Raw genomic sequence first — 15,577 nt, forward strand, 5'->3', positions numbered from 1 at the left:
GATTCCTGCTAAAACAGCTTGTAAATTTATTTAATGTAGCTGTATCAGGAAAATTTATTTGCCCGAAACCAGCACTGCTGTTAAATAATTAATCTATTATTTATTTTATTACTATCATTTCTTTATTATAATTATTTAATTTTTGTCCTTTTCCATCTTCAATTAAAATTATATCTTCCACTCTCATACCAAATTTACCAGGTATATAGATTCCTGGTTCAACACTAAAAGCCATACCATCTTTCAATTCCAATTTATTCCCATTTTTAATAAATGGGCCTTCATGAACTGCTCTACCAATACCATGTCCGGTCCTGTTTATAAAGTTCTCACCATATCCTGCTTCTTCAATAATATTTCTTGCGGCTAAATCTACTTCTTCAGCTGTAGAACCAACATTGGCTGCTTTTTCTGCTTTTCTGTTTGCCTTTAACACAATCTCATAAACCTTTTTCATTTCTTCAGTAGGTTCTCCAACAAATACAGTTCTAGACATATCAGAACAGTATCCCTTATACTTACAGCCAAAATCCAAAACTATTACATCCTGTTTTTCAATTACTCTTTTGTCGTTATTATAATGAGGCTTAGAACTATTTGGACCGGATGCTACTATTGTTTCAAAAGATAGTGATTCACCTCCATGTTCTAACAGTAATTCTTTTATTTTTTCTTTTATATCTCTTTCTGTTATGCCAGGCTTTATAAACTCAACAATATCTGCAGCTGCTTTATCAGCAATCGCTCCAGCTTTTTTTAAATATTTTCTTTCAGTTTTATCTTTTATCATTCTGATCTGTGAAACGAAATCCTGACCTGAAATAAAATTAGAATTCAATTCTTTTTTCATTTCTAACATTTCAACTGCTGTTACTGCCTGGTTAACTGCAATCACTTTATTTCTTAAATCATACTTTTTATCAGCTTCTTTAAAAGCTTTTAAAAAACCTTCGCCATCTCCCCACTGATATATATCTTCCTCTTCACCTAAAACTTCTCTTGTTTCTTCATAATAAAGTTCTGGACTTATGTAAAAATGCTGTCCATTGTTTAAAACTACTAACCCCTTAAATCGTTCGCCTTCCCAAGAATTTATTCGTGCAAAATATTCCAAATCAGTGTCTGCGCCAATAATTAAGAAATCTACATCATTTTCCTTCATTACTTCTGCCAGCTTATCGATCTTTTTCTGCCAAACCATAAATAATATCCTCCCCATATAATATACATTGAACTTAAAATAATAACTTAGATTACTGGACTTTCCCCATTTTTTATATACTGCTGCAAAAAGGGGAGATGCAGGAATATTGAAATTTTTAGTCAATGAATCTTAACGAAATGAAGGAAGAAATAGGGTTGAACTGCAGGATGGAGTGAGCTAATCATGAGTCAGTAGGACTCATTGATTAGTGTGCCCTATTTCACACCCGAATTGAGTTTTAGCTAAATCTAAAAATTTCGTTGATGACTAAAGCCCCCTTTTTGCAGCTTGAAAATAAATTTTGGGGAAACTCCTACTTAGATTACCTTTGATTTAAAATCAACAATAAAACTAAATAATTTTACTAACACCGCATAAAAATATCATAAAAACCACATTTAATCATATTAAATTGAGTGGTTCTGGAAAAAGAGATTCTAATTTCTACAAAACAATCTCGACCATAAATATCATTGATGCTCATCTGCCTCCATGGTTTTAAGTAATTATTTCTGGGCTGATTTTAGATCAATCAAAACAGGAATCAAAATAAATATTCGCATCATTTATGATAGAGAAATTATGCAATGCTAGAGAAATAATTTAAAACATTATGCATTTTCAGCTTCTAAAAAATTAACCTGGTCCTGTGTAGCTAAACTTACGATTATCAATACCACTATTGCCAATGGACCTGCTATCACAATACTATTTAATCCAAATGGGGTACCCAATAAAACATCCCAGATTAACACAGTAGCTCCTCCAGAGATTATAGATGCTAATCCTCCGGGCTTAGATGCTTTTTTCCAGAAAAGAGCTGCCAGCAGTGATGGAGTAATTGCTGCTCCATACATTGAATAAGCGTACATCTGCATACTCAAAATATTTGGGAAAAATGTTCCCATTACTAATGCAGCCACCGCCAGAATAAATATAGTTATTCTCATAGCAACTAATTTTCCTTTATCTGAAATATTTGGTTTAAAAAAATTTATGTAGAGATCATATACTATATTTGTCGAAGCAGAGAGCAAGTAAGAATTAGCTGTGGTAACAAAAAGTGCTATAGAACATGCAATTATTAATCCACCAACCACGAGTGGTAATCCCATTGCCACCTGAAAAAATGCTGTATCAGGATTAGCTAATCCTGGATATAATACTATTGCCATTACTACCATAGCAATTATTAAAATATCTAATAACAGTGCCAGACCAAACAGGCCAAAACCTGATTTATTTGCTTCTTCAGGGTCTTTGGCTGCTCCAAAACGCTGATAGAGATTTTGTTCTCCTAAAACAAGAAATATTGTAGGAAGCATATACCCTATAAGCTGAATATTTGAAAGCCCACCAGTAACTGTAGTTTTTTCTGCGGGTATTGAAGCAATTATTTCAGAAATACCACCGGCCTGACTGACTGCTATGGGAAGGCCAATTAAAATTGCTCCAAATATCAGCAGAGTACCTATTGCATCTGTATATGCTACTGAGACAAGTCCACCTACCATAGCAAGAAATACTATAACAGCAGCACTGATAAGAGTACCTACCTGCACACTCATACCGGTAACAATATTTAATATATAGCCGCCAGCTTTAAATTGATAGGATACTATTCCAACATATGCAAGTATTATACAGACTGCCACAAGAACTTTAGCTAAAACTCCATATTTTTTTTCAATCAATTCTGGCAGAGTATAGTTAACTTTTTCACGAATTCTTTTAGCTAAAAATAAAGCTATCAATAATAATCCCACTGGTTCACCAATTAAATGAATCATACCGGCTATTGGTCCACGCTCATAAATAAAATTAGCGGTCCCAGTAATCATACCACTACCCATCCAAGTAGCCAGTAAAGTACCAACTAAAACTGGAAATGGGAGAGAACGACCAGCTCTAACAAAACTATCACTATCTGTGATATATTTTTTGTTCAAATAAACTCCATAAAGAGAAATACCGATCAAATAAGCAAAAATAAAAATCAAATATTGTGTTTTCATTTTTTCATCTCCTCAGATAATGTTTTGATTAATATTAAAATTTTAATATTAAACAACCAACAAAATATATGCCTATAAATTATTAACATTACCCCCTTTTTATTGATATGTAGTAGTATAATATGACCAGTATTAGTTTTATCGCTGGTTCATCTATTCTGGAATATTCCCTATTTTCTCACTATGAAAACCTTAGATACTGTGGAAATAACGGTATCGGATATGTCACCAAAGCTAAAATGCAGAATGAAATTAAAAAGTCTTAGCTTAATTTACATGTGAAATTTTAAACTAGTATAATTATATTATTTCTTATTTAAAAAATCAAAGGAGATAACCAGCACTCTAATAGAGCAATATTATCTCCTCCTGCCAAAACATATTATTTAAAGTAAATTATTTATATTTTAGCTAATCTGAATTATTTCATGTTTATAATAATTATTTACTGTATGCAGCTCTAAACATAGTAACTGAAGTATAAAAAATTACACAGATTACTAACCAGGTTAAAATATTGAGTGGTAAAGTTTTAACTATATAAGCTGCAATAAAAACACCGATAGCTCCTCCAATAGAAATTGCCAGAGAAGCTTTTCTGTTATAAGCACCTTCCTTAATAAATTTAACAGAAGCAACCGGCATTAAAAAGGCACAGGATCCCATCATAATAGGAAAAGCAACCCGGGCACTCATTCCCAGCATGTAAACTAAAGCCATACAGGGAGCATAAAGCCCAATTCCTAGTGTCATTAAAGCACCTAGAATCAAATTAACTCCATTTGCAATTATTAGTTTTAAACCAGTTAAACCAACTGCTTCTCCACCAACTGGCATCCAGCCCAGCTGACCTGAAATCATTAAAACAGCAGTAATAAACAAGGCAAATGCCATTCCATACTGTACCTTTTTCTCTGGTAATTTAGATACAATTCCAGCTCCAATCCAGGCTCCTACTGTAGCTGATGCTATCATGCTAAATAAAGTTATGGGATCAACATTTATTACTGAAATAAAAATAAATGCTTCAATAATTACAGGAATTGTACAGGAAACATTTAAAGTTCCTGGTAAAATACGATCACTAATCTGCTTAAATCCTCTCAATAAGGCTGTCGTAGGTGCAAAACTACCAATGCCAAGTGTATCAAAAAAATTGGTTGCAAATCCAATTGCTCCTGATTTAAACCAATCTGTTCTATTTTCTAAATTACTATAATTTTTTACTGTATCTCGGGCCAGCTCCACACCAAACCAGCTACCCAATAAAGCTAACATACCTAATAAAATATTAATCAATTTATTCACTCCTTTTAATAGTTTATTTATCTAATTCATTAAAAGATCAGATTATTTATAAACAAAATCCATTTTGGAGAGGATCATCTGGATCAATTACAAATTGGTTAAACCCTGTTATATAGGCATTAGCAGTTATTTGAGGGACTACAGCTTCAAAATCTCCTACCTTAGCCAGACCTACTATTTTTCCTTTAAATAAAGTTCCAGTTATACTTTCATATACAAACTCTTGATTTTCTTTTAACTCACCTTTTTTATATAAAGTAGCTAATTTAGCACTTGTTCCTGTTCCACAGGGAGAACGATCCAGCTGGCCCTGGCCAAAAACAACTGCATTCTTCTTATCAGCAGCTGGATTAGTTGGATCATCATAAATTTCCACTAAATCAACCTGATTAATATGCGGTTTTTCTGGGTGCTGAACTTTAATTGTCTGATTAACAATATCTCTAATTTGAATCCCTACTTTTTTTAGCTGATCAGCATTTGCATGATTAACCTGTAAGCCAAGATCTTTAGCATTTACAATTGCGAAAAAACTACCTCCAAAAGAAATATCTAACTTAACTGCACCAATTTCTGGCACTTCAATTTCTAAATTTTCCTTATAAACAAAAGAGTTAACATTAATTATAGAAACTGATTTAGCTTTACCATCTTTAACTTCTACCCTGGCTTTAATTAAACCAGCCGGTGCTTCTAAAACTACATCGGTATAAGGTTCTTTGACTTCTACCATACCGGTCTCAACTGCAACTGTGGCTGCTCCAATACTGCCATGACCGCACATATTTAGATAACCACCACCATCCATAAACACAATTCCTAAGTCTGCTTCTTCTGTAGTTGGGGGTAGAATAATGGAACCAAACATATCATTATGGCCACGCGGTTCAAACATTACTGTAGTTCTGATGTTATCCAAATATTCTTCTAAATATGCTTTCTTTTCAGCCATATTTTTACCTGGAACTTTTGGCACACCACTAGTTATAATTCTGGTGGGTTCTCCCATAGTATGAGAATCAACAGCTTGAATACTTTTAATAAAATTCATAATTTACCTCCTTATGAAATTGATTTATCTCTTAAATACTTACTTATCAGCAGTCTTTCATTTTTCTTCAAACTAGAAAATTAGAATTTTAAGGCATAAATAATAATTTTTGGAAATATAGGGGTGACTTATATAAAAAATTAAGCTTTTTCCTAAAAAGTTCTTCCTTTATATAATTTAAACTAGCTTATTTAAAGTTTATCTTTTCATTTTAAGTTTTAAAAATGCCAGCGCTTTTTTGGCATCAAGCTCATCAACAGTATTTTCACCAACAACTTCTGTTTCTATTCCAGATTCTGATTTATTTATATCTATTATTGTATCCATATACCTATTTTTTACAACAAATTTACCCTGTATACCAATAAAACTAAGTCCAACTACTTCTATATCCCGAACAGCTATTTCTTTTATTGTATTGGCAAAATCTACATCAGAATTACCCCAGCCATCTGCTGAAACTATTGCTCCGTCAACCTGCATTGCTTCCGCCCACTGAGCAGCTCTCTTCCCAACATAATATTTTTCTTTTTGTGATTGCGGAGTGCCAACTATAATTACTCCCATAAGATTAATATCTTCATCTTTATTTATGATATTTAAGAGCGGATCACGAAAATGATGTAAACTTGTTTCCTTTGTTGATGGACCAATTCCCATAATTAAACACCTCTTATTTGTAATAAAATATTATGTCATGGCTCTAATTGCCCCATCTCGATATTCATTAGGAGATAGTATTACTGGCATATTGCCCATGTCGATAATTGATCTACCACCTTTAAATCCTGATGGCTCATCAGCTAAAATCTGGTTATCATACATTGCTCCCTGACCGGCAACCTGCTTGACTAACACAATTTTTTTCTTATCTGGATTTATTTTTTCTTCATATTTATGTATTTCATCTGCTTTTCGTCCATCTATATTTTTTAGTTTTTCACGGATCAAATCCAAAAAATTGTCACAAGCTGCATGAACACTCTGAGCTGCTTTTCTTTCAAAAAGATATTTTTCTTTAACTATAACTTCAAAATTAATTATATAGTCATCTTTTGCCGGGGTACCTGCTCTTCCAAAAATAACTCTATCAGAAAGTATGCCTTCAGAAGATCCAAATTCGGCCATCTGTCTTCCTTTTTCGTCCGCACAGCTTAAGAGCAAATATACCCCGGTTAATGTATGAGTAATGCCAGTTCCTAAATTACCAAGTGCTTTAACTGAGATAGGGATAAAATCCAGGATATTATTCACATATTGATCATGTCTATCTGGTGAAATAATTTTTAAATTTATATCTTTTATTATTTCATTTTGAAAATCTATTTTATTTAGATATTCTCTATCCAGTTTGAGAACATTATCTTTTATTTCTGTAAAAGATCCTAGTTCTACTTTATTAATATTAAAAGCTTTGATTGTCAATTTGCGTTTTTCCCCCGACATTTTTATCCTCCTGTTTATATCCCTTTTATTATCAATTTTTAGCTCTAAATTTTAGCATTATACTCATAAGGTAGTTTTACTATTCTTCCTGGAGTTTCTATTTCTTCTAACTGTTTTAATGTATCACGCACAATATTCAACTGCATTTCAGCATTGTTTGGTTCACCTGCATTAGCTCCCATAGGTACTAAAGGAGCAGTCACTCTTGGTGCACCATTTTGACGAACTACTGGAGGTAATGCTGCAATAATAATTGTCGATATACCAGCACTTTCAATCGCTCTCTGCACAATCACGGCAGAGCGGTGGCAGGTACCTCAGCCAGCAGTTAATAAGACTGCATCAACACCTTCTTCTTTAAATATTTCAGCAATTTTGGGGCCAGTTTCTTCTTTGAAGACTTTTACATCACCCCCACCTCCCATAAAGCCTACATGTTTGGAAGCTACTTCTTTAATAAATCCTTCTGATTCAAGCTCTCTCAATCTGTCCAGAGGAAACATACAGTTGATGTCTTTGTTAACATCACTATTATCATAGCCACCATGTGAAACCATTAAATCTTCACTTGAGGCATCACCTGGAATAATTCGATATCCTGTATCACCTGCCAAATTAAATCTTTTATCACTCTTTAAATGTACTCCAGCTGCAGTAGCAAGCGCTACTTTCATTTCTTTTAAAGGTTTTTCTACCGGTGTCCAGACAACTTCGGGAGTAATCGGAACATAAATTTCGGACTGCAGTCCTTTTACAACGGTTAAACTCATTTTGCTCCTCCTTTACTTTTTTTATTATTTTTTCTAAGCTTTTTTATATTACTTCTTTTTATATTGGCTAAATAATCTTCATTTACATCAGAAGCTAAAACTTCTGGATATGTCATCATAAAACCTACTTCCTGACCAACTTTTATTTTATAATCACTAATCAACATGCGGCGGGGAATATAGATTTCTCCCATACGCCCTTTGAAATCAATTGCTACTGCACAATCATTTATTTCAGTTATAATACCTTCATAATATCTTTCTGTGGAAATATATTTTAAATTATTCATCTGTCTAATCTCCTTTTTGATATTTTTTTGCAGTCAGCAATTTTGATCTAATTATCTTTTTCATCTTTTTCATAAATTTCTTTTCTCTTTTTGCTCATTTTAAGGGAAGTTTCATTAGGAGCAAGTTCTATTTTTTCTCCTAGAGTATCTTCAATTACTTCGATATTATTTAACTTAACATTTGGGTTCCAGGATCTTTCCGGTGCTTTAATTTCTTCACCAGCTACTTTGCTTTTTAGCATAGCTATTGCTCTTATGGCATCTTCTTTAGTCAGACAGTTATTTTCTAAAATTTCATTTTCAATACCCTGTCTGGATTTATTTAGATCAACCATAGCATCCATATATTCATTACCAACTACAAGCTGGCCCTGTACTGCTGCATAGGTGACTCCTACAACCGGAACTCCTCTTTTACCCACCTGTTCAATATTACTTGCAAAGTCCACATGGTTATTTCCAAATCCTTCTGTAGTAACAATGGCACCATCAAGGTCCATAGATTCTACCGCCATTCCCAGTAATTTTGATACATAGAATTTTTCTGAATTTACCTGTGGTGATCCAATTAAAATTACTGTTGTTAAATCTATTTCATCATCATTCATAGCTTCCATTACTAGAGGTTCTCTCCAGTAATGTCTTGAAGTCTCTTTAGAAGCTGGGCCAATACAGGTTAAAGCATGAATACAGCCATCTATAACCTGTAGTGGTGAGACTACAATCGGAACATTACCTAAATCTACATTTGCTTTAGCACCAAGTGTGCCTACTGGTTCAACAGGAAGTAAATAATTATCATGCATTGCTCCCTGGCCCATTATTTCCTTTATAATAGCAACTTTTTTCTTCCCTGGCCGGCGCTTCTGAACAAATTCCTCTTCCCTTACTTTAAGGCTTTCGTCCAACTCTTTGAGAACTTCACGAATTTCCTGAGTGATAAAATCAGTTGCTTTATGAGCTGCCATAGGTCCAGGCCTTTCCATTCCTGTTCCAGCTTTAACTTTAACATCTGTCTTAATAAATATTTCGCCTTTTTCTGGTGCACCGGGGCGGCCCCACATAATATTTCTTTCTAAAATACCTTCTGAAGAACCAAATTCTCCAATCTGTACACCTTCTTCATCTGTTCCAGTTACCATTACAATTACTCCATCAATAACTCTTGTGATGCCTTCTCCAAGTTCTCCTTCTTCTTTAACTGCAATTGGCTGAACATCCATAATAGTATTACTGAATTTATCATAATCATCAGGAGTTATTATATCTATTTTGAGATCAACAACAAGATCTTCTGAATCTACAGCATCCTGACAGATATCCTTTCTAATGTAAAGGGTTTTATCCTCAATTTTGCTTTCTCTAGCAAATTTTACCTCATTTATTTCGAAATATTTGCGCTTTAGTTTACGTACAATTATTTCTTCTTCTGCCTTTTTTTCTTTATCTGCTGTATCTTTAATTTTTAAACTTTTGCTTTGATTTGATTCTGCAATAGTTTGTGCACCCCCCTGTACAGTAGTATTGAGAGGTAATTCTATATCAATACCTTTTCCCTCATCTATCTTTATTTTAAGTACTCCACCTCTTTGAACATTATTTTGATTTGATTTTCCACCTTCTTCAGTTGTGGAATCAGGATATTCTTTAATTACTGCTTTTTTAATTGGAGTTAAAGCTGGTAAATCCTGAGAAAGAGTTTTACCTACTGCTTCCCTCCTGCTTAATACATTATCACTGTCATTTAAATCAATGAGAAGAGAATCTTCTAATTTATCAAAATGCATTGGATCTTCTAAATCGTCTATAGTAATTTTTTCACCTGCTTTTTTATTTATCTTAAGCACTGCTGCCTGGTCTTCATTACTTAATTTAATGTCTTCATCCTCTTCCATTTTTTTAATATCTTCAAACATTTCTGGAGTAAATGGTGTCAGAGAATCAACAGTTTCTTTAAGTTTGGCACCTATTACCTCCCCTATTTTTAAACAATTGTCCGGAATTTCCAGCAGGTTTGAATCAACTAGATCTGGAATAATAGCTGGATCTTCCAGGTTCTTTGCAGAAATGACTGTTCCGGCTTCTGTACGGCAGCAGCCAACTGCTACTTCATTTTTCATCTTTTGTGCTTCTTCAGCAGAAATTGACATAATTATTCTCCTTTCTTTTCTTATCTTTTATTTTCCAATATCTTTAAATTAATATATTTTTAATTCACTATGTTAAATTGAACTATCATAAGTAAGTTATTTTTATATATTTTTTACATAAACTAATAATTAATGCTTTATGCATCTAATTTTAGTCTTCTTGTGAGCGGATAATTTAATGTTCTAAAAACATGGTCAGTATGGTGATAAACTGGAATGCCCAGTTTAGGTGCACAGCACATTACTGTATTTGAACAGTCACTACAATTGGCAATAAGTACTCTTTCTGCCCCTGCTTTTTTTAGTTTCATTATTTTTTCAACCTGGCCAGGACATTCTCCAGGAGTTTTACATTTTAAACTGCCATTATTTTCAACAACATTTTTGCACTGTTCTACACCGACAACTTCTGCACCCATTTTTTCAGCTATATCCCGCAGCCTTGCTTCATCAGCACCACAGGCACAAACAAGTAATCCCAGTGGTCCAGTATATTCTGGAAAGGGAAGAGTTATCAGCGCTCCACCATCGACTTTTGTTAGAACTGCCTCTTCCAGAGAAACAGCTTTACCTGTATATGGTCCGCCAATTATTAATTCACCATAATCTCCCTTTATACCACCTGCTTTTTCAATTAACAATTTAATGGGGGTTCCAATCGGAACTCTTAATTTTACGACCCTTGTTTTTTCTCCATTTAACTTACCAGCAATTGTTATATCTTTATCTATTACCGGTTTTCTTTTTTCTACAGCCTCACTGATATTAAAAATTGTTTCTGCATTTAATACTACAGAATTTACCTCCAACGGCAGCTGATCTGGTTCCAACCATTTACCAAAAATTTCTTTGATAATTGCTCTTTCTTCACCCATAGGGTATATGTCTCTCAACTTTTTAACTTTAATATTATTTTCTGATGAAGTTTTTTCTTCTAAAGCTTTTACAGCTTTTTTGTTTTTAGCTTTTATCGCAATATATGCCTCTTCTGCCCCAGTAATTTCCATTACATATTTAATACCTCTAATTATAGAGGTGGGGTCTTTTTCAATTAAACTGATGTTATGGTTAAGTATTGGTTCACATTCAACACAATTAGCAATAACAAAACCGTTATTTAATTCACAATTAAGCTTAACATGTGTTGGGAACCCTGCTCCACCAGCACCTACAATGCCGGCTTCTTTAATCATTTCTAGATAGTCATCACTTTTATTCAGTTTTAAAAAATCATCCTTCTCTACTTCCTGACTGGATTCAATAATAACTTCTGTTTCTGTAATTTTTTTAACTTTACCAGAAACACTGGCATGGATATTTGCCCCCAGTCCATCAGCTTCTGCAATAAGTTGACCTCTTTTTACTGCAAAATTTTCATTTACGATTACTTTTGATAATGATCCTATATGCTGTTTTAATGGTATCTTAAAATCCATCACTGCACCTCCTTTATTTCTCATTATATTAATAATGCATAGTCTGTTCCATAAAGTCAACTTGAAAGAAAAAAGACCCAAAAAAGGCCGAATCAGCCTCTTTTAGGTCTTAAATAACGTTTTTTATTAAATTTTTCTATATATTTTATGACGAATTTTAGTCATTCTGACATCATTATTTTGAGTTGACGAAATTTAATCATTTTTAATAACTCTATTTTGTTCCGAATAATACTAGATATTATATTTATTAATTTTTGAGTGAAGTGTAGTTCTGGGGATTTTTAGCAATTCTGCCGCCAGCTTAATATTACCATCTGATATATTGAGTGCCTGTTTTATTAATGATGATTCGTATTCTTCAACTGCACTTTTTAAGCCAACACTTTCGGTATAAATACTATCAATATTTTCTCTATTTAAAACCTTTTCACGTATATAGTGGGGGACAAGCTCAGGGGTAATTACTTCATCATCCTGAGCAAGTGCAAGTACGTGTTCTACCGCATTTTTTAACTCTCTAGCATTTCCCGGCCAGTCATAGTTCATCATAATATCCATTACTTTGCTTTCAACTTTTGGTACTTTTATTTTATTTTCAGCCGCTATTTCCTCTAAAAAATGCTGAAAAAGCAATATAATATCCTCTTTCCGCTCTCTAATTGGCGGCAGGTTAATATTAATTACATTTATTCTGTAGTATAAATCTTCTCTGAATTCGCCTTTTTTAACCATCCTGCTTAAATCTTTATTTGCTGCTGAAATTACTCTTAGATTAAGTTCTAATTTCTTTTCTCCACCTATTTTTTTTATAGTTTTATCCTGAAGCACCCTAAGCAGTTTAGCCTGCATAAATAAGGGGAGGTCTGCTATTTCGTCTAAAAAAATGGTTCCATTATTTGCCAGCTCAAAAAGTCCTTTTTTTCCTCCTTTTTTAGCGCCTGTAAATGCACCTTCTTCATAACCAAAAAATTCACTTTCAAATAATTCTTTAGGGATAGCACTGCAGTTTACTGGTACAAAATATCCCTCTACATCACTGTAATTGTGGATGGCTCTTGCAAAAACTTCTTTGCCGCTTCCACTCTCTCCAGTTATTAAAATAGAGGCACTGCTTTTTGCAACTCTTTTTGACATATCTATTTTTTCTTTAATAGCCTTACTCTGGCCTACCACATTACCAAAATTATTATCAGTCTTTTTATCAATCTCTTTTTGCAAAAACTCTATTAAATCATTGGCCTGTTTTAGTTCTTTCTGCATTTTTTTTACTTCAGAAATATCGCGGTCTGTACTTACTACCCCAAAAAATTTGCCCTTAATATAAATTGGAACTGCACTAATTATAATATGACAACCTTTACGTGGTGTATGATAAATATTTTTTACTTTTTTTCTTGTTTCTAAAATTTTAACATCAATAGCATTGGGAAAAAAATCCTGAAGCAGTTCTCCTATAATTTTTTTTGAAGTAATTCCATAAAGATCTTCAGCCTTATTATTCCAGACTAAAACTCTACCTTCTTTATCAATTAAACAAACAGCCTCACTGATATTATTAATTATATATTTGAGAATAACACTTATTTTTTCGATCCGCATATAGAGAAAATTTCTAATATGCTCCTGTCGAATTACCCCAACCAATCGTGAGCCGCGGATAACCGGCAATCTACCGATACCTTCTTTTACCATCAAATCTCTGCACTTAAGCAGAGTATCCTCAGGTCTAATATAAATTATATCTCTTTTTAAAAGCTCGTTAAAACTATCCCCATTTTTATGACAGATACTATAAAGATCTTTTAAGGTTATTATTCCTCTAATATTATCTGCTTCATCGACTATAAAAATTTCTTTTTTTGTATTCTTCATCAATATGTCTGAAATATTTTCTATGCTACTTCCTTTTTTTATTTTAATAAAATCTTCTGCCATTATTTCTTTTGCCTGAATGTCATAGCTTGCTAACTTCAATATTTACTCCTCCCCCAGGGTTCTAATGTAATTTATTGAACTTTTATAAGAATTAATATTAATTTATGTACTATTTTTCACAAAAATTCTTATCCACTTTTAAAAAATACTTATTATTAGTAGATATTCGCAATTATTATAACTTATTAAACAGAAATGAGCAAATAAAAAATCAGGTACCTGAGATTTTCCAGCCTGGTACCTGATTACAAAATTACCGTATTTAGCATTTGGCAAAATCTTTTTCAATATATTTCTTCAATATATTTCATCCCAAAAATCTCTGCCAAAATATTTATTTTCCAACCTAGTTATTTCAAAATGTGCTTCTTTACGGAAAGCCAAAAAATTGTTTAAAAACTTTCTTCCTTTGGAAGTCAGCTTTGAGCCACCACCAGAAGAACCACCTTTATGTCTTTCAATCAGTTTAAACCCCAGCCTATGCTCAATATCATTTATCAAATTCCAGGCCTGACTGTACGACATATTGATATCCTGAGCAGCCTTATTGAGAGAACCATATCTGTCAATTCGCAAAAGAATGTCACAGGGGCCATCCCCAAAAACTTTATCACTTTTTTCCAGCCATAATTTATAATTTAAATTTATACTCTCATCTTCAACCTTATTTTTATACTTTTTATATTCATCAAAATAATCTATATCCAGAATAATATTCTTATCATCAACCGGAAAATACAAAACATCTTCTGGATGTCTTTTAATCAAATTTCTAAGCCCATAAGGTGAATTTGTAAGCTGTTTAATCTGAGGTACCAATTCTTTAGAAATTATGACAGGATGGCCTCTAACATCATCATAAACTGGAACAATTATTTTTTTGCTGTCTGCCAGATATTTCTCTATAATTAGATTATAAGTATCAGGAGCAATCATTGGTTTATCAGCCAGAGTGATAAGAATATGTTCTGTACTCGGGGCCAGGTCTTTAAGTCCTCTTTTTATAGATGAAAGCATACCAGTTTGATAATCTGCATTAACCAATACCCTTATTTTTTCATTAATAATATCTTTTATATGCGGATATATCTTTTCAGCCTCTGCACCAAGAATTATTCTTATTTCTCCGTCAAACAGGTCAGTTTTTATTAAATTATTTACAGTTGTTTCAAGTATCGTGGAATCAGAAAAAGGCAGGATTTGCTTTAATGCTCCCATCCTATTACTTTCACCTGCAGCTAATACAAGAGATGTAATCATAAATACCTCCAATATTTTCAAGTCGTTAAGTTTAAAAAACTCTAAAAATATATCAATTACTTTAGCTATTTAATTTATTATACCTACAAATATATTAATATTTTCTAGTCAATTAAATCAATTACCTCAACAAATATATCAACATTGCCTCCACATATTCCACCATGTTCAGCTATATCCTTATTGGTCAGATTATAATTTAACTTCTTAGATCCACCTGTTTTTATTAACTTTTTACTTTCTTCAATAATTTCAGCTTCTACAGGTCCTCCACCAATAGTTCCATATGTAGAACCATCAGGATATATTATCATTTTAGCACCTGCATTGCGGGGAGAAGAGTCTTTAGTTTTTATTACTGCTGCCAGCACAAGTTTTTCTCCACTGTAATTAATAATTTTCTCAAATAGTTCTTTATTCACGGCCCAGCCTCCTTACCTTAACAATCTGAGAAATAATTGAAACTGCTATTTCTTCAGGTGTTTCACTGCCAATCTCTAAACCGATCGGAGCATAAACTCTATTAATAAATTTTTTATCTATATTATCTTTTTCCATTAATTCTTCAAAAATAAGGTTCACTTTTGTTTGACCCTCCTCGGGGCAAGCCCACGAGGATTCCTGCTTCTTAGAAGTGGTAACCCACCATCTCCACAGGCTTAAAATCCTGTTAGCCCAACAGTATATCCTCTAACTTGCCTTTTGTATT

General features: G+C 33.0%; 12 protein-coding genes and 1 pseudogene. All 13 read right to left on the reverse strand.

Translation table 11 applies throughout. The annotated features are described in order from the left end of the window. Positions 1-100 precede the first annotated feature (100 nt). The 13 genes and pseudogenes from DER71_RS05855 to DER71_RS05920 all read right to left on the reverse strand — a co-directional run bounded on the left by DER71_RS05855 (position 101) and on the right by DER71_RS05920 (position 15,450). A complete protein-coding gene (locus tag DER71_RS05855) occupies positions 101-1,201 on the reverse strand; it encodes a Xaa-Pro peptidase family protein (protein WP_158531729.1) in 1,101 nt (366 codons plus the stop codon). 614 nt (positions 1,202-1,815) lie between these two features. Further along, the gene (locus DER71_RS05860; RefSeq protein WP_114458198.1) at positions 1,816-3,219 is read right to left on the reverse strand and encodes a sodium:solute symporter; all 1,404 of its coding nucleotides are present in this window, start codon (positions 3,217-3,219) and stop codon (positions 1,816-1,818) included. A gap of 441 nt (positions 3,220-3,660) precedes the next feature. Beyond that, positions 3,661-4,509: a sulfite exporter TauE/SafE family protein gene (locus DER71_RS05865; RefSeq protein ID WP_369834948.1), complete on the reverse strand. Its 849-nt coding sequence runs from the start codon at positions 4,507-4,509 to the stop codon at positions 3,661-3,663. A gap of 64 nt (positions 4,510-4,573) precedes the next feature. Beyond that, positions 4,574-5,578 (reverse strand): proline racemase, encoded by a 1,005-nt coding sequence (locus DER71_RS05870; protein WP_114458200.1) that lies wholly within the window; start codon positions 5,576-5,578, stop codon positions 4,574-4,576. 198 nt (positions 5,579-5,776) lie between these two features. Next, positions 5,777-7,024, reverse strand: a pseudogene (prdD, locus tag DER71_RS12215) (proline reductase cluster protein PrdD). A gap of 44 nt (positions 7,025-7,068) precedes the next feature. Further along, positions 7,069-7,794, reverse strand: coding sequence for a D-proline reductase (dithiol) protein PrdB (gene prdB, locus DER71_RS12385; protein ID WP_114458203.1), 726 nt, complete (start codon positions 7,792-7,794; stop codon positions 7,069-7,071). Next, positions 7,791-8,084 (reverse strand): CBO2463/CBO2479 domain-containing protein, encoded by a 294-nt coding sequence (locus tag DER71_RS05890; RefSeq protein WP_114458204.1) that lies wholly within the window; start codon positions 8,082-8,084, stop codon positions 7,791-7,793. Before DER71_RS05890 ends, prdB begins: the two co-directional genes overlap by 4 nt. Before the next feature lie 47 nt (positions 8,085-8,131). Continuing rightward, positions 8,132-10,234, reverse strand: coding sequence for a D-proline reductase (dithiol) proprotein PrdA (gene prdA / locus DER71_RS05895; RefSeq protein WP_114458205.1), 2,103 nt, complete (start codon positions 10,232-10,234; stop codon positions 8,132-8,134). Positions 10,235-10,371: 137 nt separating this feature from the next. Further along, positions 10,372-11,670: a proline reductase-associated electron transfer protein PrdC gene (gene prdC, locus DER71_RS05900; RefSeq protein ID WP_114458206.1), complete on the reverse strand. Its 1,299-nt coding sequence runs from the start codon at positions 11,668-11,670 to the stop codon at positions 10,372-10,374. 234 nt (positions 11,671-11,904) lie between these two features. After that, complete coding sequence (locus tag DER71_RS05905; protein ID WP_114474411.1) at positions 11,905-13,647, reverse strand: sigma-54-dependent Fis family transcriptional regulator; 1,743 nt, start codon at positions 13,645-13,647, stop codon at positions 11,905-11,907. A gap of 258 nt (positions 13,648-13,905) precedes the next feature. Further along, positions 13,906-14,868 (reverse strand): NTP transferase domain-containing protein, encoded by a 963-nt coding sequence (locus DER71_RS05910; RefSeq protein ID WP_114458208.1) that lies wholly within the window; start codon positions 14,866-14,868, stop codon positions 13,906-13,908. Positions 14,869-14,972: 104 nt separating this feature from the next. Continuing rightward, positions 14,973-15,290 (reverse strand): XdhC family protein, encoded by a 318-nt coding sequence (locus DER71_RS05915; RefSeq protein WP_114458209.1) that lies wholly within the window; start codon positions 15,288-15,290, stop codon positions 14,973-14,975. Beyond that, entirely contained in the window at positions 15,283-15,450 is a 168-nt protein-coding gene (locus tag DER71_RS05920; protein ID WP_199505578.1) for an XdhC family protein, read from the reverse strand. Before DER71_RS05920 ends, DER71_RS05915 begins: the two co-directional genes overlap by 8 nt. Positions 15,451-15,577: the final 127 nt, after the last annotated feature.

This window comes from Halanaerobium sp. DL-01, assembly GCF_003338615.1.
Classification (GTDB): Bacteria; Bacillota; Halanaerobiia; order Halanaerobiales; family Halanaerobiaceae; genus QPJE01.